A 25,083-nucleotide genomic window follows, 5' to 3' on the forward strand; every position below is an offset into this window, starting at 1 on the left:
CATCATCGTCTGTTCAGGCATGGGGACTGCGCCTGCCTCAGTCCTCGGCCTCGAGGGCGGCCAGCGTCTCGGCGCTGAGGTCTGCGTTGGTGTGCACGTTCTGCACGTCGTCGAGGTCCTCCAGCGCGTCGTGGAGCTTGAAGAACTTCTTGGCGGCGTCGACGTCGAGGTCCACGGTGACATCGGAGACGAACTCGACCTCGTCGTTGTCCCAGCTCATACCGGCCTCCTCGAGGCCCTTGAGCACCGCGTGCAGGTCCTGCGGCTCAGCCCGGATCTCGAAGCTGGCGTCGTGTTCGATGAGGTCTTCGACGCCGGCCTCGAGCACCGCGGCCAGGACATCGTCCTCGCTCAGCTCGGCCTTGGGCAGCTGCACCACGGCCTTGCGCTGGAACATGTAGGCCACGGAGCCGGGGTCCGCGACGGTGCCCCCGGAGCGGGTCACCGCGATGCGCACCTCCGAAGCCGCGCGGTTGCGGTTGTCGGTGAGGCACTCCACGAGCAGGGCGGAGCCCTGCGGGCCGCGCACCTCGTAGGTGATCTCCTCGTACTCCACACTGTCCCCGGAGAGTCCCGCGCCGCGCTTGATGGCCCGGTCGATGTTGTCGTTGGGCACGGAGTTCTTCTTCGCCTTGGAGACGGCGAGCTCAAGCCCGGGGTTGCCGGCGAGGTCGGGGCCGCCGTTGCGCGCCGCCACCTCGATCTGCTTGATATAGCGCCCGTTGAGCTTGGCGCGCTTGGCATCCACAGCAGCCTTGCGGTGCTTGGTGTTGGCCCATTTGGAATGGCCGGCCATGGTTCTCCTCGTGAATGACGTCCGAATGATCAGAGTTAACAGTTGCCCGAAGCAACCGTCGTATAGTCTTTCCACCAGCCTATCGGAGAGGACGTTGAGTCTCATGGAGCACACCGAGCGCCCGGCAGCTGTGGACGGCACGACGACGATCGAGCCGGCTGCGGAGAATCCGCTGCTCGCGGACGGCGCCTTGGACTATGGGCTGGTTGACCTCTCCCTGGTCCGGGACGAGCACTGGCTGCCTGCGCTGGAAGCCGGGATCACCGCCCAGCGCGACGCGGTGGAGGCCATCGCCGCCGACGTCTCCCCCGCTGAGGTGTCCACCGTGCTGCACCCGCTGGGCCGCTCCCATCGGCTGCTCTCCCGTGTGGAGCGGGCGTCCTCCTGCATGTTCTCGGTGCACGCCACGCATGAGCGACAGCAGGTCCAGCGGGAGATGGCCCGGCAGCTGGCCGGGCACCGGGATTGGCTCACGCTGCACCCCGGGCTCTTCCGCCGCCTCGCCGCCCTGGAATCTGCTCTCGCGGAGGGGCGCACCAGGGCCACCGCGGAGCAGCGGAGGATGTTGCAGAAGACCCTTGACCACGCCCGGGCCGCCGGTGCTGGGCTTGAGGAGGTCACTCAGGACCAGCTGCGCGCGCTCAACCTCGAGCTCACCGCCGCTGAGACCGCCTATGAACAGCTGCAACGGCATGAGGCTGCCGCCCACGCGGCCTTCTTCTCCGATCCAGCGGAGCTGGAAGGACTCGGCGACCAGGAGCTGGCCGCCGCGGAGGCTGCGGCGCGGGAGGCAGGCCACAGCAGCGGAGCGCTGCTGCCCCTGAACCTTCCTGTCCAGCAGGGACCTCTGGAACGGATGTCCCGGCGCTCCTCGCGCCGTCGGCTGCACCAGGCCTCCGTCGCCCGCGGCACCCTGACCGACGCCCAGGGCCGGACGACCAGTCAGATCGGTGGGCAGATCGCTGTGCTGCGGGCGCGCCGCGCGCGGATGCTCGGCTTCGAGCATCACCTGGACAGCGTCTTGCCTTCGCGGACGGCCGAGGACCGCGCCAGCATCGAGGCGATGCTGCGCACCATCGCCGACGGCGCCCTGGCTCGCTTCGACACCGAGATCCTGACGCTGCGTGAGACTGGGGTGCTTGAGGGCGGGCAGGCCCACTCGGGGGACCCTGACGGCGCCCAGTCAGACGGCACCGAAGAGCTCCAGCCCTGGGACATCAGCTTCGGCCTCGCTGCCGCGGCGAAGCAGCGGAACTCGAATGAGATGCACAGCACGAGCCGGCACGCAGCAGCGACTCAGGGGCAGGATGTGCCCCTGGAGGAGGCTCTGCGCCGGGTCTTCGACGCGGCGTCCCGGCTCTACGGCATCACGGTGGTCGAACGTGATGACCTGCCCGCTTTCGCCCCCGGGGCGCGCTCCTTCGAGGTGTTCGAGCACTCCGCAGTGCAGCGCCGCGGTGCCGGCATCGGCCTGTTCCTGCTGGACCTCTATGCTCGGCCGAGCAAATCCGGCGGGGCATGGATGAACTCCTTCTCGGTTGCCTCGACCTTGACCGGTTCCGCGCCGGTGGTGATCAACGCGCTGAACATCACCGCCCCGGCCCCCGGGGAGAGGGCCGCACTGACACGCACGGCCATGCGCACGCTCTTCCATGAGTTCGGCCACGCCTTGCACGGCCTGCTCGCCGAGGCGGAGTTCGAGGAGCTCTCCGGCACTGCGGTGCCGCGCGACAACGTCGAGTTCCCGTCCCAGGTCAATGAGATCTTCCAGGAGCTCTTCAGCGGGGGCCTCACCGAGGCCGGGCAGGCGCCGGCAGCGGAGGATCTCTGGGGCAAGGGGTTCAGCACGTTCGAACACGTGGCCGCCGTCGTCCTGGACCTGGCCTGGCACACGCTTACGGTGGAAGGGGCCGAGGCCGCCGCCGACGATCCTGAAGCCTTCTCCGCCGCCGCGCTGGCGGCCTGGGGGCTGGATCACCCGCTAGTGCCCCCGCGGTACGGGACCGGCTTCTTCAAACATATCTTCGCCGGATCCGGCTACGCCGCCGGGTACTACTCCTACCTGTGGGCCCAGGTGCTCGCCGCCGACGCCTCCCAGTGGTACCGCGAGCAGCTGGGCCCACACGACAGCTCCGAGCAGAGTCACCAGGCGCTGGCTGCGGCCGGATCCCATGTGCGCCGCGAGCTGCTGGCACGCGGGAACACTCGGGACCCGCTGGAGTCCTACCGGATCACCTTCGGCAGGAAGCCTGGGATGGAAGCCCTGCTGCGCCAGCTGGGACTCTGAGGCTGGGACCCTGAAGCTGGGTCGGCGGTGTGGAGTACCGGGGTCGGACCTTCATGCGCAAGGGGGAGCGCACCGAGCCGAAATGGACGGCGGAGTGCCTCCTGGTGGCAGGCCGCGGGAGCATGTCCCGTGACGCTCATGCTCACTGCCGGCCGGACCAGCCGCTGCGCCGGACGACGCAGCCCCGTCCAGCGCCGTTCCCTAATCCTCGGGCCCACGCTACTGTGTCTCCGACGGCATGCTTCGAAGCCGCCGAGCACCAGATCCTTATACCGCCTGAGCCGCAGTGTGAGAGAAGGAGCAGCACCATGACTCACCACGTGACATCAATGCTGGACACCCACCCCAGAACCATTGAGTGGGTGGACGAGCAGAAGCTTGCTGAGTGCATCGAAGCGTGTTTCGAGTGCGCTCAAACCTGTACTGCCTGCGCCGACGCGTGCCTCGCCGAAGACATGGTCGCAGAGCTGACCACCTGCATCAGGAGAAACGCCGACTGCGCCGATATCTGCACGGCGACCGGCAACGTCCTCTTGCGGCAGACCGGCAACAACATCGATGCCGTCCGCGCCATCCTGGAAGCGTGCGGCATTGCGTGCAGATCCTGCGCAGACGAGTGCTCCCAGCACGCAGACCACCACGAACACTGCCGCATCTGCGCCGAGGCGTGCCGACGCTGCGAGCAGGCCTGCGCCGACCTGCTGGCCTCCCTGGGGTAGGTGACATACCGGGCATCTCCCACGGGCGGACTGGCGCGGCCTTCCCGGGGCCCAAGTCGCAGAACCCGAAGAATACATACCTGCGATTCGGTCCCAGTGCCCTAGGCCGGAACGGTGGTGTCTTTCGCGTCCTCGACCGCCGTCAGGTCACGGTGTAGGACAACGGTCGTTCTGAGGCGTGTGGAGGTGAGAGCAAGGCGCCGAGCGCACAGGACGGGAGCACGATCCAGCCCTCCCGCTCGGCTCGCTCCTGATGCTTCGACGGCGGAGGCTCATACCGTCCGACTGCGGCAGCGCGTGCGGCGAGGGCGGCTACGACAGCGTCGAAGGCGTCGGTGGACTCCACCATGAGCTCCGCGTGCTCACCGAGATCGAACCAGGGCGCATCCCGCTGCATCCGCCGGACCAGTGAGCGGCGCACCTGCGGATCTGTCCGGTATCCCCGAATCTCCCACTGCCACAGCCGCAGCGTCGCGCCGGGGTACACCTCCACGACGACGCCGTCCCGTCCCGACCTGTCGACGACCAGTCCGCTGGCCGCGAGTCGACCGAGGAGACCGGCGCAGCGCATCGCCGTCAGACCTATCCGGTCGGTCGAGACGCTGAGCGGCCACCGACCGATCTTCTCGCGGACATGCCGGTCGGTCTCACGAAACGCGAGCGTTCGCCTCCATGCCATCCGCCCGTCCGGCACTTGAGGCTGCGCGAGGTTCGCGTGGTCGGCGACGAATGCGACGAACTCATCGGGCCAGCCGAATGCACAGTCAATCCCGATCTTCGCGACCCCCGCTGCGGCGTCCGTGATCTCCGCGTCGTCGACATTGAGAGTCAGCTGCTCCAAGCGGGCACGTTCGGGGGTCCACGCGATGAGGGCGAGGGCCGTCCCCTTGTTCTCGGCGGCCAGATCGACTCCGGCTGTACGCATAGGGAGATCGCTCATGACCACGACGCTACCCAATCACCTCGCCTGAGGGGTCAGTCGGTCGCGGCGGCGGTCTGCGCGATGACGGCGCGGAAGCGCTGGGCGATGGTGACCACCGAGGCGATTCCGAGCAGGGTCAGCACCACCAGCAGCACCGAGGAGTGCAGGCCCAGACCTGTGAAGCCGGTGAACACCAGGGTCAGGACCATGCGCTCGGAGCGTTCGGCGATGCCGACATCGGCGGTGTAGCCCAACGCCTCAGCCTTTGCCCGCACATAGGAGACCAGATTGCCCGCCAGCAGGCAGAATGCCGAGGCGATGCCGAGCCAGATGTGGTCTCCGCCGGTGAAGAACCAGATCAGCAGTCCTAAGAACACCGCGCCGTCCTGGACCCGATCCAGGCAGGAGTCCAGGAAGCCGCCCAGCACAGAGCCCTTGCCGCTGATCCTGGCCATCAGACCATCGATGAGATCGGAGAAGACGAAGACGGTGATGAACACCGTGCCCCAGAACAGCTCCCCCATCGGGTAGAAGACCAGTGCGCCCAGGCAGACCCCGATAGTGCCGATCACCGTGACCATGTTCGGGGTCATGCCAAGTCTCAGCAGAGCCTTGGCGATCGGGGTGAACAGCCCGCCGAAGAAGGCGCGCGCGTATCGGTTCAGCATCTAGCGGTTCGCCTCCCAGGCCTCGGCCACCATGGCGCGGGTCTCCCCCAGCGTCTGCGAGATGTTCTTCGTATGCGCGACGATCGGCATGAAGTTGGTGTCCCCGTTCCAGCGCGGGATCACATGCTGATGCAGGTGAACCGCGATGCCCGCCCCGCCGACCTTGCCCTGATTCACCCCGAGGTTGAACCCCCCAGGGTTCGCCGTCGCGCGCAGCACGCGCATGCACTGCTGGGTCAGGGCGATGAACTCCCCGGCTTCCTCGGCGTCGAGGTCGGTGAGATCCGGGACGTGCCGATAGGGACAGACCATCAGATGGCCGGGGTTGTACGGATAGAGGTTCAGCAGCACGAAGCACCGCTCGCCGCGGTGGACGATCAGTGACTCCTCGTCGCTGCGCTGAGGACCCTGGCAGAAGGGACAGTCCTCGGAACCACTGACCTGGTCCTGGCCGCGCTTCTGGTAGGCGGCACGGTGCGGGGTCCAGAGGCGCTGGAAGGCGTCGGGCACGCCTGCCAGTTCAAACTCGTCTTCGGACCCCACGCCGGTTCAGCCTTCCTTGGATTCGATGGCCGCGAGGATCCGGGCCACGGCCTCATCCACCGGCACCTGGTTGTCCTGGCTGCCGTCACGGAAGCGGAACGAGACCGCGCCGGCGTCGACATCATCGCCTCCGGCGATCAGCACGAACGGAATCTTGTCCTTCGAGGCGGTGCGGATCTTCTTCGGGAAGCGGTCGCTGCTGTCCTCGAGCTCGGCGCGCACGCCGGCGGCCTGCAGCTTGGAGACGACCTCGGTGAGGTAGTCGTTGAACGGCTCCGCGACCGGGATCGCGCGGACCTGGACCGGTGAGAGCCAGACCGGGAACGCTCCGGCGTAGTGCTCGGTGAGCACGCCGAGGAACCGTTCGATCGAGCCGAACTTCGCGGCGTGGATCATCACCGGCTCCTGGCGGGTGCCGTCGGCGGCCTGGTACTCCAGGCCGAAGCGCTCGGGCTGGTTGAAGTCGTACTGCACGGTGGACATCTGCCAGGTCCGGCCGATCGCATCGCGGGCCTGCACGGAGATCTTCGGGCCGTAGTAGGCCGCACCGCCGGGATCGGCCACCAGTTCCAGACCGGTCTCGTTGGCGACGTCCTCGAGCACCTTGGTGGCCTCGGCCCACTGCTCGGCGCTGCCGATGAACTTCTCCGAATCCTCGTCCCGGGTGGAGAGCTCCAGGTAGAAGTCATCGAGGCCGAAGTCGCGCAGCAGCGAGAGCACGAAGCTCAGCAGGTGGCGGACCTCATCGGGGGCCTGTTCCTTGGTGACATAGGAGTGGGAGTCATCCTGGGCGAAGCCGCGCACGCGGGTCAGGCCGTGGATCACGCCGGACTTCTCGTACCGGTAGACCGAGCCGAACTCGAAGAGCCGCATGGGCAGCTCCCGGTAAGAGCGTCCGCGGGAACGGTAGATGAGGTTGTGCATCGGGCAGTTCATCGCCTTGAGCCGGTAGTCCTGGCCCTGTTTGGTGATGTTGCCCTCGGCGTCGCGCTCCTCATCCACATGCAGCGGCGGGAACATGGTGTCGGCGTAGTAGGGCAGGTGTCCCGAGGTGTGGAACAGGCCGTCCTTGGAGATGTGCGGGGTGCCCACGTACTGGAAGCCGGCCTCGATGTGCCGGGTTCTGACGTAGTCCTCCATCTCGCGCTTGATGATGCCGCCCTTGGGGTGGAACAGCGGCAGCCCCGAGCCCAGCTCGTCGGGGAAGCTGAAGAGGTCCAGCTCCGAGCCCAGCCGGCGGTGGTCGCGACGCTCGGCCTCGGCCAGCCGCTCCTTGTACGCCTTCAGGTCATCCTTGGTGGGCCAGGCGGTGCCGTAGAGGCGCTGGAGCTGCGGGTTGGACTCCTTGCCGCGCCAGTAGGCGGCGGCGGAGCGCATCACGGCGTAGGCGTTGGCGATGAGCTTGGTGTTGGGCAGGTGCGGTCCGCGGCACAGGTCGGACCAGACCCGCTCGCCGTGGCGATCGACGTTGTGGTAGATCGTGATCTCCCCGCCGCCGACCTCGATGCTGGCACCTTCGGCGGCCTCAGCGGCACCGTTTGAGCTGTTGGAATCGCTGGCGACGCCGAGCAGCTCGAGCTTGTACGGCTCACTCGCCATCGCGGTCCTGGCCTGCTCCTCGCTGACCACCTCGCGCTCGAAGTGCTGGGTCTGGTTGATCAGCTTCTGCATGGCCTTCTCGATCTTCTTCAGATCGTCCGGCGTGAAGGGCTCGGCGACGTCGAAGTCGAAGTAGAACCCGTCGGTGATGTAGGGGCCGATGCCGAGCTTGGCCTCAGGGTAGAGCTGCTGGACCGTCTGGGCCATCACGTGGGCGGTGGAGTGGCGCAGCACGTTGAGCCCGTCGGGGCTGGAGATGTCCACGGCCTCGACGGCGGAGCCGGCAGGGATCTCGCGGGAGAGGTCCCAGAGCTCACCGTCGACCCGCATGACCACGGTGCTCTTGTCCGCGGCGAAGAGCGTGGTGCCGGTGGTGCCGCGCTCGATGCTCGCCGTCTCGCCGTCGCGGGTGATGCTGATGGATTCAGCCGGCGCTGACGCCTGGGACGGGGCTTCCGATGCTGCGTTTTCGGACACTTGGGATGTACTCCTCATGGATGTTCTGCGGACCCAGGTGATTCTACGGGAACCCCGGCGGAACTGGCGCGGGCTCAGCCGCGCTGGCACCCCGGACACCAGTAGAGCCGGCGGCCCTGCAGCTCAGCCGCCTCGATGACCGCCCCGCAGCGCGGACAGGCGGTGCCCTGATGCTTATAGACCCAGTGGCGCCGCGAGCCGCCGGTGCGCACGGTGCGGATCCGACCCTCAGCCACGCCGTCGCGCAGCTGCTCGGTGAGCCGGTCCCAGAGCGCGGTGGCGCGTTCGGGGTCAATCTGGTTGCTGGGCGTGTGCGGGTCGAGCTGCTCGAGGAACAGCGCTTCGGCCCGGTAGATGTTGCCCACCCCGGCGATGACCGCCTGGTCCATCAGGGCCGCGGCGATGCTGATCCGGCGCCGGCTGAGGTTGCGCAGGAAGGTCTCGCGCGGGTGCTGATCTTTCTGGGCGCGGTCGGTCTGTGCCGATCCCGCATGACCCTGGTCAGTGCTCATCCGGTCAGGAGGGCCCTGGCGCAACGGATCAGGACCCAGCCGGGCGATGACCTTGTGGTAGTCCGCGACCTCGAGCACCGCGCAGGTGGCGGGACCGCGCAGATCCGCCCAGCCGTGCCGGGCGCTGACCCTGGCCCGCACGGCCCCCTGCGCAGGCTCGGGGATGAGCCAGCCGTCGTCGTCGTACTGCGGCTCGAAGGTGACTGCCGCGGCTCGAGGAGCGCCTATGGTGGCCTCGGCCGTGAATTCCTGATCCCCGCGGAAGCTGAACGCGCCGTAGAGCCCCAGATGGACCTGCCAGACCTCGGGCCCGAGGTGCACGAACAGGTGCTTGCCCCAGGCCTCGGCGTGCTGCGGAACCTGCCCGTCCAGCCGCTCCGCGCCGGCGGCGAACCGCCCCTGCGGAGAGCTGACCCGCCACGGGCTCCCCACGAAGACCGTGTTGATCTGCGCGGCGAGCCGGTGGAGGGTATGACCTTCAGGCATTTCTCAGTCGAGGATCTCGCCGGTCAGCTCATAGTGGGAGATCTTCCCGATCCGGCGGGCGTGGCGCTCATCCTTGGTGAAATCGGCGCGCAAGAAGGCCTCCACGATCCCGGTGGCCTCTTCGAGGCTGTGCTGGCGTCCGCCGAGGGCGACCACATTGGCGTCGTTGTGCTCCCTGGCGAGGACCGCGGTGTCGTGGCTCCAGGCCAGGGCTGCGCGGACGCCGGTGACCTTGTTCGCGGCGATCTGCTCGCCGTTGCCGGATCCGCCCAGCACGATGCCCAGCGCGTTCTTGCCGGCGCTGCGGGCGGCCACCACGGCCGCGGCCGCTCGGATGCAGAAGGCTGGGTAGTCGTCCAGCGCGTCATACTCCTGCGGCCCGTGATCGATGAGGGTGTAGCCGAGACCGCGCAGGTGATCTGCCAGGTGGGCGGAGAGCTCCATCCCTGCGTGATCGGTGGCGATGTGGACTTCCATGCTGTCTACCATGATCTCTTCTCAGACCTTTCGGGGCGAGGACGCGGGTGGCCGGGGGCCGGGTCAATCCTACGGGGCTCAGGCAGGTGCCGGCAGTGGCTGCGTGGCCGACGGGGAACATGGGGTGAGCGAGTATCGTTGCACCCTGCACCGCGCAAGAGGAGGAACATGTCTGACGAAGAGTCCAAGCCCGCCCGTGAGCTTCCGAAGTTCTCGAACCGCCTGGGGGCGCCGATCGCCACCGTGCGGCCCGTCGGACGGCCTCCGTCCCAGGTCTCCGGCCTGCCCGGCCGCCCCGCCGCGGCGACGCCTGCACCAGCAGCTGCCGCGCCGTCCAGCCCCGCGCCCGGCAGCTCTGAGCCGTCAGGCGCTGAGCAGCAGAGCTTCTATGATGCGGTCGGTGGACGCAGGACCTTCGAGACCATCGTCGAGGTCTTCTACGACCATGTCGCGCAGGACGAGGACTTTCGGGCGATGTACCCGGAGGCGGACCTGGAACCGGCGAAGGAGCGTCTGCTGATGTTCCTGGAGCAGTACTGGGGCGGGCCGCGCACCTATCAGGAGCAGCGCGGGCACCCTCGGCTGCGGATGCGGCACATGCCCTTCGCCGTGGATGCTGAGGCTCGGGACAAGTGGCTGACGTTCATGCGCGCCGGAGTCGACGCCGCAGAGCTCTCCCCGCTGCACGAACAGATCCTGTGGGACTACCTCGAGCGCGCCGCGCACTCGATGGTCAACAGCTGACCCTCAGCGGGTCAGACCTTCACAGAATCGCCGGCTCCCGGGTGCTGCGGCACAGGATGTAGCCGCCCTGCGAGCTGAGCCGGACCCAGCGGCCCCTCCGGTGCACGGCGGTGGACCCGCTGGCTCCCTCGGCGGCGAGGAAGTTCAGCGCGTGGGCGCCGAAGGCCGCGCCGGCGGGGATGGCGGCCTCGTGGAGCTGCTGAGCGTCCTCGGCCGATGAGGCGTTCTCGGTCTCCAGGTCCCGCCCCCAGACCTGTTCCCGGACCTGCTCGACGACGGCGGCGCCCGCCGTGGTCGGCACCGCCTCGGTGATCTGGGCGATGCCGGACTGGGCCTGGGCGCGCAGGTGGTCATCGGGCAGACTGCCCAGCGGCTCCCAGCCGGAGCGCGGGGGCGTGACCGCCGCCCAGGGCACGCTGAGCCGGCTCGGCGGCAGCGAGAGCTCGGTCTCGGCAGGGTTCATCCGGGCGATGCGCTCGCTGATGGAGCTCAGCTCCGTGGTGACGTCGGCGCGCGACGCCTCGGCGAGGGCGACGGTGCGCAGTCCCAGCACCGCAGGCAGCTGGCTCGTCAGCGAACCCGGGGTCATCACCGGCACCCAGGCGGCGAGCACCTGGCCCACGGCCTGGAGCCGGATGCCCTGCTCCTGGATGCGGCGGGCTCGTTTGATGTAGGTGGAGAGGTCCTGGAGCGAGACGGCTTCAGCGAATCGCAGCGAGTCAGTCATGGGGCTCATTCTTCCAGAGCAGAGCGCACCTCATCGACCAGGACCTCCATGCAGCGCCGGGCCTCGCGCGGGTCCTTGCCCGCGATCGCTCGGGCCACGCCGTCGTGGGCGTCGAGAGCCTCGGGCATAGGACGGGTCGGCATCAGGCCGTGCTTGGTGCGTCCGGTGAGGACCTCCGCGACGACGTCGGCCAGTGCCGCGAACATCGAGTTTCCGCCGGCCTCGAGCATCAGCCGGTGGAAGGCGATGTCTGCCGCGATGAACTCCTCGAGCTGCTCGGACTCGCCGAGCCGCCGCATGGTGGCGGCCAGATCCAGCATCTGGTGGGCCTGAACCTCGGTCCGCCGGGCGGCAGCCAGAGCTGCCGCTTCGGTCTCCACCGCGATGCGCAGCTGCGTGAGTTCGATGAACGCCCCGCGCGCGTCGGCCGAGGCCAGCCGCCAGCCGATCACGGCGGGAGACATCACGTCCCAGTGCTCCGCGGCGGTCACCACCAGGCCGATGCGTCGCTTCGAATAGAGCAGACCATGGGACTCCAGCACCTTGACGCTGTCGCGGGCCACGGTGCGCGAGATGCCGAAGCGCTGCTGCAGCGACTCCAGGGTCAGCACAGCTCCGGGTCGATGCGCCCCGTCGACGATCTCGCGCCCGAGGGTCTCGGAGATCGCGTCCCGGCCCACGCGGGCCACGGAAGAGTTCGCCACACAGCCTCCTTCATCAACACAGAAACAAACATCACACCTTTCATGCTGAAAGGTGCTATCTTAGCTGGCACGTGGTCCCCGTCACAGGGAATCCGAGAACCAGCCCTCAGCACAAAGGAATTCGATGACGAATCCCCCACCTCAGCCTAGCCCGGGTGAACCGGCTCCCCCTTGTCACCTGGTGGTGATGGGAGTCTCCGGCTCAGGGAAGTCCACGCTGGCCGCAGCCCTGGCAGCCGAGCTGAACCTGCCGATGGCCGAAGCCGATGAGTTCCATCCGGTCGAGAACATCGCCAAGATGGCGTCGCAGACGCCGCTGACCGATGAGGATCGCTGGCCCTGGCTCGACGCCCTGCGGGACTGGATGTCCGCCCAGGTGGAGACCGGCAGCGTGATCACCTGCTCCGCGCTGCGCCGCAGCTACCGAGATGTGCTGCGCACCGCTGCCGGACGCGTGGTGTTCCTCCATGTGGATGTGGAGATCCCGCGGCTGAACACCAGACTGGCCCACCGCAGCGGCCATTTCATGCCCCCGGCGCTGCTGGAGTCCCAGCTCAACACGCTGGAGTCCCTCGATCCGGAGGAGGACGGCGTCGTGCTCACCAATGACGCCACGATCGAGGACCTCCTCGAGGCCGCCCGGACCTGGCTCCGCACCAACACCGACACTTCTGACCAGAGCGAAGAACGGAATCACTCATGACCCTCGAAGGCTGGGAACAGACCCTCGGCACCGGCCCGCTGCTCGGCATCGCCGCCGGCTCCATCGCGGTGCTCCTCGTGCTCATCATCCGCTTCAAGGTCCACGCCTTCGTGGCCCTGATCCTGGTCTCGCTGCTCACCGCAGCCGCGGCCGGGATTCCGACCGCAGACATCGTCCCGGTGCTCACCTCAGGCTTCGGCTCCACCCTGGCCTCGGTGGCCCTGCTCGTCGGCCTCGGCGCGATGCTCGGCCGGATCGTCGAGGTCTCAGGCGGCGCCAAGGTCCTGGCCGACAAGCTGGTCAACAGGTTCGGGGAGAAGCGCGCTCCCTTCGCGCTCGGCGTCGCCTCGCTGCTCTTCGGCTTCCCGATCTTCTTCGACGCCGGACTCGTGGTCATGCTTCCGGTGGTCTTCGCCGTGGGTCGGCGCCTCGGCGGATCGGTGCTGCTCTACGGGCTTCCCGTGGCCGGCGCATTCTCCGTCATGCACGTGTTCGTGCCTCCGCACCCGGGCCCCGTGGCAGCCAGTGAGTTCTTCGAGGCCAACGTCGGCATCCTGCTGCTGGTGGCGCTGCCGATCGCGGTGCTCACCTGGTACGTGACCAGCTACCTCTTCGGCAAGTGGGCCGGACGCCGCTGGGAGCTGCCGATCCCGCTGCTGCTGGGCCAGGCCGATGAGGCCGCCGAGAAGAACCCGCCGAGGTTCGGCACCGTGGTGATGATCCTGTTGCTGCCGATGCTGCTGATCTTCCTCAACACCGGACTGAGCACCCTGGCCACCGCCGGCGTGGTCTCCGCGGAGCAGACCGAATCCGCCTGGTACAGCATCCTGGTCACCCTGGGCCAGACCCCGGTCGCGCTGCTCATCACGCTCTTCGTCGCCCTGGCAACCATGGGGACCCGGGGTGGTCGCGGCATGAAGGGCGCCCAGGACATCATGGACCAGGCGCTGGGTCCGGTCTGCGCGGTCATCCTGATCACCGGCGCCGGTGGCATGTTCGGCGGAGTGCTGCGCGAATCAGGCATCGGTGAGGCTCTCTCCGAGTCGCTCTCCGGCGTCGGGATCCCGCTGATCCTCGCCGGGTTCGTCATCGCCGGCGTGCTGCGCATCGCCCAGGGCTCCGCGACCGTCGCGCTGACCACCGCGGCCGGGCTGCTGGCCACCGGTGTCGCCGCCGCGGACTTCAACGAGCTCCAGCTCGCCGCCATGGTCATCTCCGTCGCCGCCGGCTCGGTGATCGCCTCCCACGTCAACGACTCAGGATTCTGGCTGGTCTCGAAGTTCTTCGGCATGGACGTGAAGACCACGCTGAAGACCTGGACCGTGCTGGAGACCCTGATCGGCATCATGGCCTTCCTGCTGGCCTGGGCCGTGTTCGGGGTGGGCACGCTGATCTGACCCGGCTCCCCCTATATGGGGCTGAAGGGCCGTTAGAGTGGAGGCACCTGACCCAGTCCACGCCCGAAAGGACGTCGCATGCCTGATCGCCGTTATGAGGTGCCTGCCGCCGCCGAGTCGGTGCAGCAGCTCGTGGACATGCTGCAGCTGAAGCACCTGAAGCCCGATGACGATGAAGCAGCGGCGGGACGCAGCGGCGAGGACCACTTCCTCGGTCCGGTCTTCAAGCAGGCCTACTGGCGGGTCTTCGGCGGGCAGGTGCTGGCCCAGGCCGCCACGGCCGCCATGGCCACGGTGGAACCTGACCGACTGATCCATTCGGTGCACGGCTACTTCCTGCGCCCCGGTGACGCGAGCAAACCGATCCAGGTCTCGGTGGAGCGGCTGCGCGACGGCGGCTCCTTCTCCGCGCGGCGCAGCCAGGCCTATCAGGACGGGACCCCGATCCTGTCCATGATCGCGTCCTTCCAGCGGCCCTCGGCCGGAGTGTCACATCAGCGCAGGATGCCTGAGGGGGTCCCGGATCCGGAGGATCTGGCACCCCCTCAGGAGCTGGTGGGACACGTGAAGCACCCGATCGTGCATGAATGGGCGCACGGCCGCCCCTTCGACATCCGTCATGTGGACCGCCCGATCTACCTCGAGGCGGATCAGGATCCGCATGCCACCAGCGCGGTGTGGCTCAAGACCAAGGCCGCGCTGCCCGATGACCCCAACATCCACCGGGCCGCGATCCTCTACGCCTCTGACTACACGCTGCTGGAACCGGTGCTGCGCCGCCACGGCCTGTACTGGGCCAAGCCGGAGATGAAGGTCGCCTCGCTGGATCACGCCATGTGGTGGCATCGCGATGCCCGCGCCGACGAGTGGCTGCTCTACGTCCAGCAGAGCCCGAGCGCGCAGAACGCGCGCGGCCTCGCCCAGGGGTCCATCTACAGCCGCGACGGCGCCCTGGTCGCCTCGGTGGCCCAGGAGGGCATGGTGCGACCTCCCGAGGGACTGCGACCGAAGCTCTCCGAGAAGATGCAGCAGACCCTGGTGCACAGCTCTCGTGCCACCCGGGCGCTCAACAAGAAGTACTCCCAGACCTGGTCGTCGCGCTACCTGGAGACCTGAGCCGGGCAGGCGACACCGGCTCAGCGGCTGGTGATCAGAGTCAGGCTGCGGTACGCCTGCCGTGTCGCGGCCGCGGTGGCGTCCCAGGAATAGTTTCTCGCCAGCGTCGCCGCCGTCGTGCTGTAGCGGCCCCAGGCCCGCCGGTGCAGCACCAGCCAGCGCAGCTGCTCGGCCCACAGGACCGGGTCCAGGCTCGGGATCAGCCGCCCGCTGCGGCGGTGGGTGATCAAGGACGAGAGGCCCCCGACATCGTGGGCGATCACCGGGGTGCCGCAGGCCATGGCTTCCAGGGCGACCAGGCCGAAGGACTCGCTGAAGGAGGGCACCAGCACCGCGTCGCTGCGGCGGAAGAGGTCGGCGAGCTCACTGTGTGGCAGCGGGGGCAGCGCCTGCACCGCATCGGCGACGCCGGCCCGCTCTGCCAGCGCCTGGAGGTCCAGCACGTCGTCACCGCTCTGGCTTCCCGCGACGACCAGCTGCACCGGCACCTCGGGCATCCTCCTGCGCAGCTCGCCGAGGGCTTCGACGGCGACCTGCGGTCCTTTGTGCGGCTGCAGCCTGCCGGCGAAGGCCAGCCGCAGGGCGCGCCCGGCCAGCGGCCCGCAGCGGGGGTCCTGTCCCATGGGCGGGTGGAAGACCTCGAGGTCGACGCCTGGCCGGACGAGCGCGATCGAGGCGTCGTCGAGGCCGAAGAGGCGTTTGAGGTCGGCGATCTCGCGTTCGGTGTTGGCGGTGACCAGATCGGCAGCACGGGCGATCATCGCCTCGGCGAGGCTGCGCCGGGGGCTCTCCGGTGTGGTGGGGTCGAGCTCCTGCTTCACCGCGGCGATCGTGTGCATGGTGTGCACCAGCGGCGCCGACAGCGCCCGAGCCAGCTGAATCCCGGCCAGCCCGGAGATCCAGTAGTGCGAGTGGACCGTGGTGACCCGGCTGATGTCGATCGATTCCAGGCTGCGCAGCGCCCGGGCGGCCAGCTCATCGACCCGTTCGGGCAGCAGCGACTTCTCCGACCGCGCCTGCTCGCCGACGGCGAGGGTGTGGATCCGCCGACCATCGTCGAGCACTGTGACGCTGTCTGCGCCTGCGGGAGCCTCGGCGTCGACGTCGGTGGTGACGATGTCCACCGTGATGCCGCCCTGGGCGAGCGCTGCGCTGAGCGCGTTGACGTAGACGTTGAGGCCACCGGCGTCCCGGTTGCCGGCCTGGGCCAGCGGGGAGGTGTGCAGACTGACCATGACCACGCGCGCCGAGTCGGGGTCGGTCTGCGGGGCTCCGCAGACGCCCGCAGGGACGCAGTCGGTGGACATGTGGCTCTCCATGACGCCGCGCGGCATCGCGACGCAGCTGAGGGGTGGGGTGGTTCGATCCTTATGCTACAGCGCGGTCATCGCCGCAGGTATTCCGCGCAGTCGCTCGCAGCGGCGCTGTCGACCGCAGATGCACGGTGCATCAGCCAGAGACCCTCGGCGTCCTCGATGACCGGTTCAAAGCCCAGCCGCTCGGCTCGGACGAAGGCCTCCTCGGGGCTCAGCGGGTTCGACCCGCCGAGCTCCTCCACGGTGTCATCGATGATGATCCAGGTCAGCGCGTCCTCATCGGTGGTGCCGTTGAGACCCACCGAGGTGCGGTCCACCAGGTGCGGCACTGCGGTATCGGCGGCCTCCACACAGACGCCATCGGGGACGGCGTCGGTGACCTGCTGGTGTGCCAGCGCCCGCTCCCCCATGGTCCAGTTGTCAGCGGTCACCGTGCGCTGGAGCGGGAAGACCCCGGGGAACGCCAGGGTGCCGACCAGGCCGACGGCGATGACCGTGCCGGGCAGCCCGACGGCGAGGGGTCTGAGCCGCGGCCACCGTGCGATGATCCGGCGGGCGACGTCGAAGCCGGCGAGCAGGAAGATCGGGGCGAGGATCGCATCGTACTGATAGATCACAGACCAGACGTTCGCCCGGTCGTTGAACAGCCGGGAGAGCAGGATCGGAGCCCCGAGGATCGCATACGGCGAGGCTAAGGGAAGCAGCAGCAGCGGCAGGAAGTGCAGCGCCCACAGGCCCACCTTGGTGGGGTGATCGAAGAGGATCACGACTGCGTTCCAGGGCTGGGTCAGCAGGAAGATGATGGCCGCACCTGCGCTGGGTCCCAGGGCGGTGAACTCCCAGTAGCCGAACTCCCCGGCGGCGGAGAAGTGTGGGATCACCAGCTCCACGGCGAACCAGTAGCCGAAGACCCCCAGCGCGGCGGTCACCAGCGCGGGCAGCCAGGCGCGTTTGAGCGCGAAGACCAGGCTGAGGGCGATGAGGGTGACGCCCATGTCCTCGCGGACCAGCAGCAGCACCGCGCCGAGCCCCACGGCCAGCCACATCCGCCGCCGTTCGATGGCCCAGATCACCCAGGCGACGAGCGGGACGCCGAAGGCGATCTCATGGAAGTCCCAGTTCACCAGCGCCTGGAAGGGCCAGAAGAGCAGCAGTGCGACGGCGGCCAGCAGGGCGGGCAGGTGGCTGAACCACCCGCGGACCACCAGGTAGACCGGCAGCGCCGTGGAGACCAGCAGCGCGATCATGCCGATGTTGAGCACCCGCGGGTCGTCCCAGATCCAATAGAGCGGGGCGAAGGCCGCGATGATCGGGTGGAAGTGATCCCCCAGCAGGTGGAAGTCCTCGCCCTTGATCGGCACGATGGGGGCCTTCAACAGCGAGTATTGACGCACCGCCTGATCGAAGATGCCCAGATCGTAACCCTTGGCCTCGAAGTTGCGGAAGCGCAGCAGGGAGTGGGCGAGATACAGCAGAGCGGCCGCCGTCATGACGGCGGCCAGCTGGAGTCTATGCGATATGGACAAGTGCCCCGGGAGGGATTCGAACCCCCGACCGGCGGATTAGAAGGCCGCTGCTCTATCCCCTGAGCTACCGAGGCGTGGACGCGCAGAGTCTCAGCATCCTGAGCAGGTCCAGGCAGAGAGTCTACCTGCTCAGCCGCGCCGGTTTTCCCCCGCACCGCTCGACTCGCCGCTGGCGCCTTGCTCATCCACAACCGTACGAGATCACCCCGCCGCGGAGGCGCCACGACGAACACTGGCAGGACCCCGTCATCGCCTGCCACGGCCTGCGGCGGGGCAGGGCACGCCGTGCCGATCAAGAGTGGCCGTGACAGAGATGGAGGAGAGCAATGAGCGAAACGATCACCGTTCGCGGGTTCCTGGGCGGCGAGGTGGAGGAGTTCACCACGCTCCAGGGTCTGCCGATCTCGAACTTCCGGCTCGGCTGCACTCCGCGGCGCTATGACCGCAAGTCGGAGCAATGGGTCAACGGGGACACCAACTGGTACACCGTCTCGGCCTTCCGTCAGCTGGCCCAGAACGTCAAGAGCAGCCTGAACAAGGGAGACCCGGTGCTGGTGACCGGACGGCTGCGAGTGAGGCAGTGGGAGAACGACAAGGGTCAGCGCGGCACCTCGGTGGAGATCGACGCGGAGGCGATCGGCTATGACCTGACCTTCGGTTCGGGGTCCTTCACCCGGCTCGGCGGCTCCGGGTCCGGGGAGGAGAACGCGCGCGGAGCGGCGGAGTCGAACACGGATTCCCCCAGCGACTCCCCCAGCTCCGCCGCGGACTCTGTCTGGGGCGGATCGACGGGTCCCTCAAGCTCATCAGGCACACAGAACGGCGCCGCGCGCGCCGAGACCGCCGATTCCGCGGAGAAGGCCCCGTTCTGAGTCCGCACAGGCAATCGCGGGCGGCGGGAGGGGATACGACTCGGCCCGCCCGCGGTCACCGAGGTGGTGTCGCGGGCGGGCCGGGTCGATGCCGCTTGTCGAGCTCAGGACCGGCTCACGGCTCAGTCCGTGACTGAGCGGTGAGATCAGTCGCGGGTGAGCCTGCGGTGGGTCACACGGTGCGGACGAGCCGCATCTGCGCCGAGGCGCTCGACCTTGTTCTGCTCGTAGGACTCGAAGTTGCCTTCGAACCAGTACCAGTCGGCCGGCTTCTCGTCGGTGCCTTCCCAGGCCAGGATGTGGGTGGCCACCCGGTCGAGGAACCAGCGATCGTGCGAGATGACCACGGCGCAGCCGGGGAAGTCCAGCAGCGCGTTCTCCAGGGAGCCCAGGGTCTCGACGTCCAGGTCGTTGGTGGGCTCATCGAGCAGCAACAGGTTGCCGCCCTGCTTCAGCGTCAGCGCGAGGTTCAGCCGGTTGCGCTCACCGCCGGAGAGCACGCCGGCCTTCTTCTGCTGGTCCGGTCCCTTGAACCCGAAGGCCGAGACGTAGGCACGGGATGACATCTCCACGGCACCGACGTGGATGAAGTCCAACCCGTCGGAGACGACCTCCCAGAGGCTCTTCTCCGAATCGATGCCAGCACGCGACTGATCCACGTAGGAGAGCTTCACGGAGTCGCCCACGGCGAGCTTGCCGCCGTCGAGCTCTTCCATGCCCACGATGGTCTTGAACAGCGTGGACTTGCCGACGCCGTTGGGACCGATGACCCCGACGATTCCGTTGCGCGGCAGCGAGAAGGAGAGCCCGTCGATGAGCTGGCGGTCGTCGAAGCCCTTCTGCAGGTTCTCGGCCTCGATGACCTGGGTGCCCAGGCGCGGGCCCGGCGGGATCTGGATCTCGTCCATGTCGAGCTTCTTGGTGCGCTCGGCCTCGGCGGCCATCTCCTCGTAGCGGTTCAGACGGGCCTTGGACTTGGTCTGGCGTCCCTTGGCGTTGGAGCGCACCCAGTCCAGCTCCTCGGAGAGTCGCTTGGCCATCTTGACGTCTTTCTTGCCCTGGACCTTCAGGCGGGCCTGCTTCTTCTCCAGGTAGGTGGAGTAGTTGCCCTCGTAGGGGTAGAGCCGACCACGGTCGACCTCACAGATCCACTGGGCGACGTGGTCGAGGAAGTACCGATCGTGCGTCACGGCCAGCACGGCGCCCTCGTAGGCGGCCAGGTGCTGCTCGAGCCAGAGCACCGACTCGGCGTCGAGGTGGTTCGTGGGCTCATCGAGCAGCAGCAGGTCCGGCTTGGAGAGCAGCAGCTTGCACAGCGCCACACGGCGGCGTTCACCACCGGAGAGGATGCTGACGTCGGCCTCCGGAGGCGGGCAGCGCAGTGCGTCCATGGCCTGCTCGAGCTGGGAGTCGAGATCCCAGGCGTTGGCGGCGTCGATGGCCTCCTGCAGGGTGCCCATCTCGGCCATCAGCGCGTCGAAGTCAGCGTCGGGGTTGGCCATCTCTTCGGAGATCTGGTTGAAGCGTTGAAGCTTCTCGTAGATCTCGCCGACGCCCTCCTGGACGTTGCCGAGCACGGTCTTGTCCTCGTTCAGGGCAGGCTCCTGCATCAGGATTCCGACGGAGTAGCCCGGGGAGAGACGTGCCTCGCCGTTGGAGGGCTCATCGAGCCCCGCCATGATCTTGAGGATGGTGGACTTGCCCGAACCGTTGGGTCCGACCACGCCGATCTTGGCGCCGGGGTAGAAGGACATGGTGACGTCATCGAGGATGACCTTGTCGCCCACTTTTTTGCGGGCGCTGATCATGGTGTAAATAAACTCTGCCATGGTCCCCAGGCTAGTCGGCAGGGCCGAGAATCTGCTAATGGACCGGCTGCGCTGACCGGCTCGGGGCGACGCGCCGCGGCCTGCCGGGGGTCAGTCGATCAGGTCCAGCTGGTGCGGGGTCCGCCCGGTGGCCGGACGCAGCTCCACGCGCCACCGCCGGGAGGCGAGCTCGGCGACGTCGTCCACGGTTTCAGGCGCCGGGCCCTGGGCGCGCAGCAGCATCCCGGTGAGCAGTCCGCGGGCGTGCTTGGCGAAGTGGGTGACGACCTTCCGCTGCCCGTCGCGCTCGGTGAAGCTGTTGACCATCAGAGTCTGTTCCGGTGCGGGCCGATGCGCCTGCCCGTAGGAGCTGGAGCGGCAGTCCACGACCAGCTGATCCCCGATGAGCCGACTCAGCGGCTCGTCCAGGGCGGCCTTCCAGAAGCTGCCCAGACGTCCGGGAGCCTGCTGCGCCGGGGCGGCACCTGGGCCCTGACCGGTGCCCTGCGCGCTGAGGCTGACCCCCATGGAGAGCCGGTAGGCCGGGATCCTGTCGGTCAACGAGGTCACGCCGAAGAGCCCGGAGAAGACCAGCACCTGCCGGGAGGCCCGGTCCAGCTGCTCGGGGCTCAACGATGCCGGGTCGAGGGCTTCGAAGAGCACCCCGGTGTAGATCTCGTGCGCCGGCGCCGTGGGGGCGCTGACTAGCCGAGCGTTGGCGCGCACCTGGGGCATCACGGTCTTGCCCACGTTGAGCATCTGCTGAGCCTGCTCGTGGCCGCTGACCTGGATCAGGGCATCCATCACGGTGGCGCGTACGAGGTCGAGCTCGGGCAGGGTCAGGCTGCGCAGGTCCACCGGGGGCGCACCGGGATCGGTCGGGGGTGTCTTGCCCTCTGAGGGCGGCAGGAAGATCAGCACCGGGCAAGGCTAGCAAGCGGCTGGGGCGGCGATCACCTCGATCAGCCGCTCCGCCGATGCGCCCGGAGCCGGTGTCACGATCCCGTAGCATGGTGAGCCGGGACGGGTCGGCCAGACCATCGCGGCTCGAGACTGAGGCCCGCCGGAGACGGTGGATAACTGCCTCGGGCCGAGGAAAGTCCGGGCTCCACAGGGCAGGATGGTGGGTAACGCCCACTCGGGGAGACCCGCAGGCCAGTGCCACAGAAAACAGACCGCCGGCGGCGCTCGTCGTCGCCGGTAAGGGTGAAACGGTGGTGTAAGAGACCACCAGCGCTCCAGGTGACTGGGGCGGCTAGGCAAACCCCATCCGGTGCAAGGTCGAACAGGATGTGCTCGAGGGCTGCCCGCCCGAGCATCCGGGTTGATCGCTTGAGGTCCGTGGTAACACGAGGCCCAGATGGATGATGGTCAGGCTCGGTGAGCAATCACCGCGGCCTACAGAACCCGGCTTATCGACCGGCCCGTCCCCCCACCCGCTCCCCCGTGCCCCTAGGCGCCGGGTGAGTGGGTTTCGGCTAGACTCAGCCACGGACACATCGCGGTGTTCGCCACGAACCGAGCTCACGATGGGTCCACGTAGACAATGACGTCTAGACGAGTGAGGACACGTCCAACAATGACCACTGAAGCAGACGAACACCTGCACAGCTGGATCGACCGAGAGTCCCAGGCTGAGGCCATGATCCCGCTGCTGGGACAGCTCTACCGAGAGAACAACGTGGTCACCGGGATCTACGGTCGCCGACTGGTCAACCGGTCCGCCATCGAGATCCTCAAGGCGCACCGCTTCGCCCGCCAGGTCGACGAGACCGAGCTGCCAGTCTCACAGACGCTTCCCCTGGTGAAGGCGCTTACCACACTGGATCTCGGCGCCGCCAGCATCGACATCGCCCGGCTGAACTCCCGCTATCGGGCCTCCCCGCATGCCGCCGCCGGGGACATGGACTCCTTCCTGCGTGAGGAGCTCGCGGAAGTTCTCGGCCGCGGCGGTGAGGGACTCTCTGAGCCGCGCGACGTCGTGCTCTACGGCTTCGGCCGGATCGGTCGGCTGCTCGCCCGGATCATCGTCGGCAACGCCTCGTCGGCCTCCGGGCTGCGGCTGCGCGCGATCGTGGTGCGTCAGGGCGCCGAGGATGATCTCGCCAAGCGCGCCTCGCTGCTGCGCCGAGACTCGGTCCACGGGCCCTTCGAGGGCTCCATCCGGGTCGACGTGGAGAACCAGGCGATCATCGCCAACGGCACCTTCATCAAGGTCATCTACGCCTCGGACCCCGCCGCAGTGGACTACACCGCCCATGGCATCTCTGACGCGGTGGTCGTGGACAACACCGGCCGCTGGCGCGATGAGGAAGGCCTCAGCCAGCACCTGCAGGCCAAGGGCGTCTCCCGGGTGCTGCTGACTGCTCCGGGCAAGGGAGACCTGAAGAACATCGTCTTCGGCGTCAACCACGAGCAGATCACCGCGCAGGACAAGATCGTCTCTGCGGCGTCCTGCACCACCAACGCCATCACCCCGGTGGCCAAGCTCATGGACGAGGCCTACGGGATCGACCATGGGCACGTGGAGACGGTGCACTCCTACACCAATGACCAGAACCTGATCGATAACTTCCACCCCGGTGAGCGTCGCGGTCGTTCGGCGGCGCTGAACATGGTGATCAGCGAGACCGGTGCCGCGAAGGCGGTTGCCAAGGCGCTGCCCCAGCTGGCCGGGAAGCTCTCCGGGAACGCCATCCGCGTCCCGACCCCGGATGTCTCGATGGCGATCCTGAATCTGGAGCTGGATCGGGAGACCACCAAGGAGGAGCTCAACAAGTTCCTGCGCCGTGAATCCCTCGAGGGCCCGCTGCACAAGCAGGTGGACTACATCGATTCCGCCGAGGTGGTCTCCACCGATTTCGTGGGCACCCGGGCTGCGGGGATCGTGGACGGTCTGGCGACCATCGTCAACGGCCGCCAGGCGATCCTCTACGTCTGGTACGACAACGAGTTCGGCTACTCCGCCCAGGTGGTCCGGGTGCTGGAGCACATGACCGGCAGCGCCCCGGTGAAGTACCCGAAGGTGCAGCCGCGCAACGCCGCCAGCAACGGCGCCGCCGAAAGCCCCGCCGGATCTGAGACGAAGACCGCGCTGCCCGCCAGCTGAGCGCCCGGTTCAGCCCACCGGCTGAGACCACGCTCCACTCGCGACAGCACGACGACGGCGGCCCTCCCCTGCTGGGGTGGGCCGCCGTCGTCGTGCTGGTCCCAGGTGTGCCCCCGGGTCACATGGAGATATGAGGCAACGAGATGGTCCAGGAATTCAGTTCCTGGCGCGCGGGGGCCCATCCCGCGGTCCCTGCCGGCTGAACGCCCGTTGAGAGCCGATGCACCGGATGCTGCGTCCCTGCGGTGGAGCACCCACGGCGCGCTTCTGCAGGTTCGAGGTCGACCCGATGGTGTTGTCCGGCATTATTCAGTGCTGCTGTCGCAGCCGGGACGTCGTGCCTGCCGTGCCGACTTCCCGTTCCCATCAAGGTGGTTCGGAGCAGCTGCGGAGGTTGCGCTGAGTATCCGTTCCTCCAGTCCCAGGGGTGGAGTCTCATCCCGCCGCGAAGACATTGCGCTCATCGTGCGTATGACCCCCCCCCAGTGCCGTCCGCAATGATTTCAGCCCGTAGTACATCCGAGTCCGCAAGGTCGCGACCGGAACCCCTGTCCTCTCCGAAAGCTCCTGGTACCCCACGCCGTCGAGTTGAACAGCGGCGATCACCTGTCGGTGCTCGGAGGTGAGCGTGGCCAACGACTCGTAGAGGACCAGCCGCTCCACTGCGAGCGGGTCCTCCGTCACCGTATCGCTCGCCCCCTCGATCTTCTCCGGATCCGCCGGGGGACGGGCACGAGCCCGCAGAGAATCCGTGACGAGGTCGCGCACGATGGCGAACAGCCCTGTCCGGATCGAACCACGCGATCTGCTGAACCATTCTCTGCTTCGCCAGGCACGGATGAAGGCCTCCTGAACACAGTCCTCCGCCTCGGCTCGGTCACCTAACGCGTTGACCGCGTACGCGAAGAGAGCCCCACCGTGCTCGGCAAAGGCCTCACGAACGTCGAATACCGGGTCACCTTCCTGGTGCATAGGAAGCCCCGATCACGCGTTCAGCACACCGGGAATCGGCTCTGAGAGCCGAACACCCCACGGCGTCACACCCTGGATGGGCACGCAAGGGATGAACGCACCCTGTCCTCGGTCTCCGGACCACCGGAACAGCGTGAAACCTGGAACCGGCCCACAACGGGGGCAGACGGCCCCCAGAGGCGGGTGCGAGAGCCGCTCCTGCCCCCAAGACTCCCACCGGCGCCCCCGCCGATCGTCTCAGGCCGGTCAGCAGCTCCTGGGCGGGTGACCTGTGCGTTCTGGTCGCGACGGTGAGCAGATTCCCGCACAAGCTTTTCTTCGTGTTCGGGCAGACAAGCATCGGAACGGACCTTCCCGTTGCCAGGGCCGGACTCCGTGCAAGGAGGCTGACTGACAACGATCATCTGGTAAACCCTTGAAGTAGTTTAATTAGACTATCTAATTAACATTTAGTGTCAACTAGATGTGATCTAGATCACAACAAAGGTGCCTGAGATGGAGCGTCCTCGCGAGATTCTGGCGAGACCGACGTGGATCAGCGTGACCGGCGTGCTCATCTCGCCCAAGGGGTCAGCCTGGGAACCGGTCAAGTCGGGAAAGCTG

General features: G+C 67.8%; 22 protein-coding genes, 1 tRNA gene and 1 other RNA gene. 9 read left to right on the top strand and 15 right to left on the bottom strand.

The features are described from left to right. Positions 1–37: 37 nt before the first annotated feature. Positions 38–796, bottom strand: coding sequence for a YebC/PmpR family DNA-binding transcriptional regulator (locus LSI54_RS07515; RefSeq protein ID WP_241464830.1), 759 nt, complete (start codon positions 794–796; stop codon positions 38–40). 103 nt (positions 797–899) lie between these two features. On the opposite strand from LSI54_RS07515, the gene LSI54_RS07520 reads away from it, so the two are divergent. Both LSI54_RS07520 and LSI54_RS07525 read left to right on the top strand, forming a co-directional pair. Next, on the top strand, positions 900–3,083 hold the full coding sequence (locus LSI54_RS07520) for a M3 family metallopeptidase (RefSeq protein WP_241478066.1): 2,184 nt from the start codon (positions 900–902) through the stop codon (positions 3,081–3,083). Between the two features lie 308 nt (positions 3,084–3,391). After that, entirely contained in the window at positions 3,392–3,802 is a 411-nt protein-coding gene (locus tag LSI54_RS07525; protein ID WP_241478067.1) for a four-helix bundle copper-binding protein, read from the top strand. A gap of 142 nt (positions 3,803–3,944) precedes the next feature. On the opposite strand, the gene LSI54_RS07530 is transcribed toward LSI54_RS07525, so the two are convergent. The 6 genes from LSI54_RS07530 to LSI54_RS07555 are packed head-to-tail and all read right to left on the bottom strand — an operon-like array spanning position 3,945 to position 9,486. After that, complete coding sequence (locus LSI54_RS07530; protein ID WP_241478068.1) at positions 3,945–4,742, bottom strand: DUF429 domain-containing protein; 798 nt, start codon at positions 4,740–4,742, stop codon at positions 3,945–3,947. A 35-nt stretch (positions 4,743–4,777) separates the two neighbouring features. Next, on the bottom strand, positions 4,778–5,392 hold the full coding sequence (gene pgsA / locus LSI54_RS07535; RefSeq protein ID WP_241464834.1) for a phosphatidylinositol phosphate synthase: 615 nt from the start codon (positions 5,390–5,392) through the stop codon (positions 4,778–4,780). Then, the gene (locus tag LSI54_RS07540) at positions 5,393–5,935 is read right to left on the bottom strand and encodes an HIT family protein (protein ID WP_241464835.1); all 543 of its coding nucleotides are present in this window, start codon (positions 5,933–5,935) and stop codon (positions 5,393–5,395) included. A gap of 6 nt (positions 5,936–5,941) precedes the next feature. After that, the gene (gene thrS / locus LSI54_RS07545) at positions 5,942–8,029 is read right to left on the bottom strand and encodes a threonine--tRNA ligase (protein WP_446740422.1); all 2,088 of its coding nucleotides are present in this window, start codon (positions 8,027–8,029) and stop codon (positions 5,942–5,944) included. 56 nt (positions 8,030–8,085) lie between these two features. Then, positions 8,086–9,009 carry an Fpg/Nei family DNA glycosylase gene (locus LSI54_RS07550; RefSeq protein WP_241478070.1) on the bottom strand — a complete coding sequence of 308 codons (924 nt, stop codon included), beginning with the start codon at positions 9,007–9,009 and terminating at the stop codon, positions 8,086–8,088. Between the two features lie 3 nt (positions 9,010–9,012). Beyond that, positions 9,013–9,486, bottom strand: coding sequence for a ribose-5-phosphate isomerase (locus LSI54_RS07555; RefSeq protein ID WP_241465096.1), 474 nt, complete (start codon positions 9,484–9,486; stop codon positions 9,013–9,015). A 423-nt stretch (positions 9,487–9,909) separates the two neighbouring features. Here LSI54_RS07555 and LSI54_RS13275 point away from each other — a divergent pair, with 423 nt between their 5' ends. Next, on the top strand, positions 9,910–10,230 hold the full coding sequence (locus LSI54_RS13275) for a globin domain-containing protein (protein ID WP_241465097.1): 321 nt from the start codon (positions 9,910–9,912) through the stop codon (positions 10,228–10,230). Positions 10,231–10,249: 19 nt separating this feature from the next. Here the strand turns inward: LSI54_RS13275 and LSI54_RS07565 are convergent, their stop codons facing one another. Continuing rightward, a complete protein-coding gene (locus LSI54_RS07565; protein WP_241478071.1) occupies positions 10,250–10,957 on the bottom strand; it encodes a hypothetical protein in 708 nt (235 codons plus the stop codon). A 5-nt stretch (positions 10,958–10,962) separates the two neighbouring features. Beyond that, positions 10,963–11,661, bottom strand: a complete 699-nt coding sequence (locus LSI54_RS07570) for a FadR/GntR family transcriptional regulator (protein ID WP_241464839.1) — start codon at positions 11,659–11,661, stop codon at positions 10,963–10,965. 124 nt (positions 11,662–11,785) lie between these two features. Here LSI54_RS07570 and LSI54_RS07575 point away from each other — a divergent pair, with 124 nt between their 5' ends. From LSI54_RS07575 to LSI54_RS07585, 3 genes are all read left to right on the top strand, one after another. Then, entirely contained in the window at positions 11,786–12,364 is a 579-nt protein-coding gene (locus LSI54_RS07575) for a gluconokinase (protein WP_241464840.1), read from the top strand. After that, the gene (locus tag LSI54_RS07580) at positions 12,361–13,761 is read left to right on the top strand and encodes a GntP family permease (protein WP_241464841.1); all 1,401 of its coding nucleotides are present in this window, start codon (positions 12,361–12,363) and stop codon (positions 13,759–13,761) included. The genes LSI54_RS07575 and LSI54_RS07580 overlap by 4 nt, the downstream gene beginning before the upstream one ends. 78 nt (positions 13,762–13,839) lie before the next feature. Continuing rightward, entirely contained in the window at positions 13,840–14,877 is a 1,038-nt protein-coding gene (locus LSI54_RS07585) for an acyl-CoA thioesterase (protein WP_241464842.1), read from the top strand. A gap of 20 nt (positions 14,878–14,897) precedes the next feature. Here LSI54_RS07585 and LSI54_RS07590 read toward each other — a convergent pair whose 3' ends face one another. From LSI54_RS07590 to LSI54_RS07600, 3 genes are all read right to left on the bottom strand, one after another. Beyond that, positions 14,898–16,184: a glycosyltransferase gene (locus LSI54_RS07590; protein WP_241464843.1), complete on the bottom strand. Its 1,287-nt coding sequence runs from the start codon at positions 16,182–16,184 to the stop codon at positions 14,898–14,900. 77 nt (positions 16,185–16,261) lie between these two features. Beyond that, positions 16,262–17,719: a DUF2079 domain-containing protein gene (locus LSI54_RS07595; RefSeq protein ID WP_241478072.1), complete on the bottom strand. Its 1,458-nt coding sequence runs from the start codon at positions 17,717–17,719 to the stop codon at positions 16,262–16,264. A 1-nt stretch (position 17,720) separates the two neighbouring features. Further along, positions 17,721–17,793, bottom strand: a tRNA-Arg gene (locus LSI54_RS07600). A 252-nt stretch (positions 17,794–18,045) separates the two neighbouring features. Here LSI54_RS07600 and ssb point away from each other — a divergent pair. Next, positions 18,046–18,591, top strand: a complete 546-nt coding sequence (ssb, locus tag LSI54_RS07605) for a single-stranded DNA-binding protein (RefSeq protein WP_241478073.1) — start codon at positions 18,046–18,048, stop codon at positions 18,589–18,591. 146 nt (positions 18,592–18,737) lie between these two features. On the opposite strand, the gene ettA is transcribed toward ssb, so the two are convergent. Both ettA and LSI54_RS07615 read right to left on the bottom strand, forming a co-directional pair. Further along, on the bottom strand, positions 18,738–20,420 hold the full coding sequence (gene ettA, locus LSI54_RS07610; RefSeq protein ID WP_241464846.1) for an energy-dependent translational throttle protein EttA: 1,683 nt from the start codon (positions 20,418–20,420) through the stop codon (positions 18,738–18,740). Positions 20,421–20,510: 90 nt separating this feature from the next. Then, a complete protein-coding gene (locus tag LSI54_RS07615) occupies positions 20,511–21,320 on the bottom strand; it encodes a YaaA family protein (protein WP_241464847.1) in 810 nt (269 codons plus the stop codon). A gap of 103 nt (positions 21,321–21,423) precedes the next feature. Here LSI54_RS07615 and rnpB point away from each other — a divergent pair. Both rnpB and LSI54_RS07625 read left to right on the top strand, forming a co-directional pair. Continuing rightward, an RNA gene (gene rnpB / locus LSI54_RS07620) (RNase P RNA component class A) lies at positions 21,424–21,830 on the top strand. 148 nt (positions 21,831–21,978) lie between these two features. Further along, positions 21,979–23,508 (top strand): glyceraldehyde-3-phosphate dehydrogenase, encoded by a 1,530-nt coding sequence (locus LSI54_RS07625; protein ID WP_241478074.1) that lies wholly within the window; start codon positions 21,979–21,981, stop codon positions 23,506–23,508. Positions 23,509–23,943: 435 nt separating this feature from the next. On the opposite strand, the gene LSI54_RS07630 is transcribed toward LSI54_RS07625, so the two are convergent. After that, positions 23,944–24,480: a sigma-70 family RNA polymerase sigma factor gene (locus LSI54_RS07630; protein WP_241478075.1), complete on the bottom strand. Its 537-nt coding sequence runs from the start codon at positions 24,478–24,480 to the stop codon at positions 23,944–23,946. Positions 24,481–25,083 lie beyond the last annotated feature (603 nt).

Origin of the sequence: Nesterenkonia sp. AY15 (assembly GCF_022565855.1) — a bacterium.
Classification (GTDB): Bacteria; Actinomycetota; Actinomycetes; order Actinomycetales; family Micrococcaceae; genus Nesterenkonia.

Excerpts from the sequence above, each read along its gene's own strand:
- LSI54_RS07515 (WP_241464830.1), bottom strand. The coding sequence starts at position 796 with ATGGCCGGCCATTCCAAATGGGCCAACACCAAGCACCGCAAGGCTGCT.
- LSI54_RS07520 (WP_241478066.1), top strand. The coding sequence starts at position 900 with ATGGAGCACACCGAGCGCCCGGCAGCTGTGGACGGCACGACGACGATC.
- LSI54_RS07525 (WP_241478067.1), top strand. The coding sequence starts at position 3,392 with ATGACTCACCACGTGACATCAATGCTGGACACCCACCCCAGAACCATT.
- LSI54_RS07530 (WP_241478068.1), bottom strand. The coding sequence starts at position 4,742 with ATGAGCGATCTCCCTATGCGTACAGCCGGAGTCGATCTGGCCGCCGAG.
- pgsA (WP_241464834.1), bottom strand. The coding sequence starts at position 5,392 with ATGCTGAACCGATACGCGCGCGCCTTCTTCGGCGGGCTGTTCACCCCG.
- thrS (WP_446740422.1), bottom strand. The coding sequence starts at position 8,029 with ATGAGGAGTACATCCCAAGTGTCCGAAAACGCAGCATCGGAAGCCCCG.
- LSI54_RS07550 (WP_241478070.1), bottom strand. The coding sequence starts at position 9,009 with ATGCCTGAAGGTCATACCCTCCACCGGCTCGCCGCGCAGATCAACACG.
- LSI54_RS07555 (WP_241465096.1), bottom strand. The coding sequence starts at position 9,486 with ATGGAAGTCCACATCGCCACCGATCACGCAGGGATGGAGCTCTCCGCC.
- LSI54_RS07565 (WP_241478071.1), bottom strand. The coding sequence starts at position 10,957 with ATGACTGACTCGCTGCGATTCGCTGAAGCCGTCTCGCTCCAGGACCTC.
- LSI54_RS07575 (WP_241464840.1), top strand. The coding sequence starts at position 11,786 with ATGACGAATCCCCCACCTCAGCCTAGCCCGGGTGAACCGGCTCCCCCT.
- LSI54_RS07580 (WP_241464841.1), top strand. The coding sequence starts at position 12,361 with ATGACCCTCGAAGGCTGGGAACAGACCCTCGGCACCGGCCCGCTGCTC.
- LSI54_RS07585 (WP_241464842.1), top strand. The coding sequence starts at position 13,840 with ATGCCTGATCGCCGTTATGAGGTGCCTGCCGCCGCCGAGTCGGTGCAG.
- LSI54_RS07590 (WP_241464843.1), bottom strand. The coding sequence starts at position 16,184 with ATGTCCACCGACTGCGTCCCTGCGGGCGTCTGCGGAGCCCCGCAGACC.
- ssb (WP_241478073.1), top strand. The coding sequence starts at position 18,046 with ATGAGCGAAACGATCACCGTTCGCGGGTTCCTGGGCGGCGAGGTGGAG.
- ettA (WP_241464846.1), bottom strand. The coding sequence starts at position 20,420 with ATGGCAGAGTTTATTTACACCATGATCAGCGCCCGCAAAAAAGTGGGC.
- LSI54_RS07625 (WP_241478074.1), top strand. The coding sequence starts at position 21,979 with ATGACCACTGAAGCAGACGAACACCTGCACAGCTGGATCGACCGAGAG.
- LSI54_RS07630 (WP_241478075.1), bottom strand. The coding sequence starts at position 24,480 with ATGCACCAGGAAGGTGACCCGGTATTCGACGTTCGTGAGGCCTTTGCC.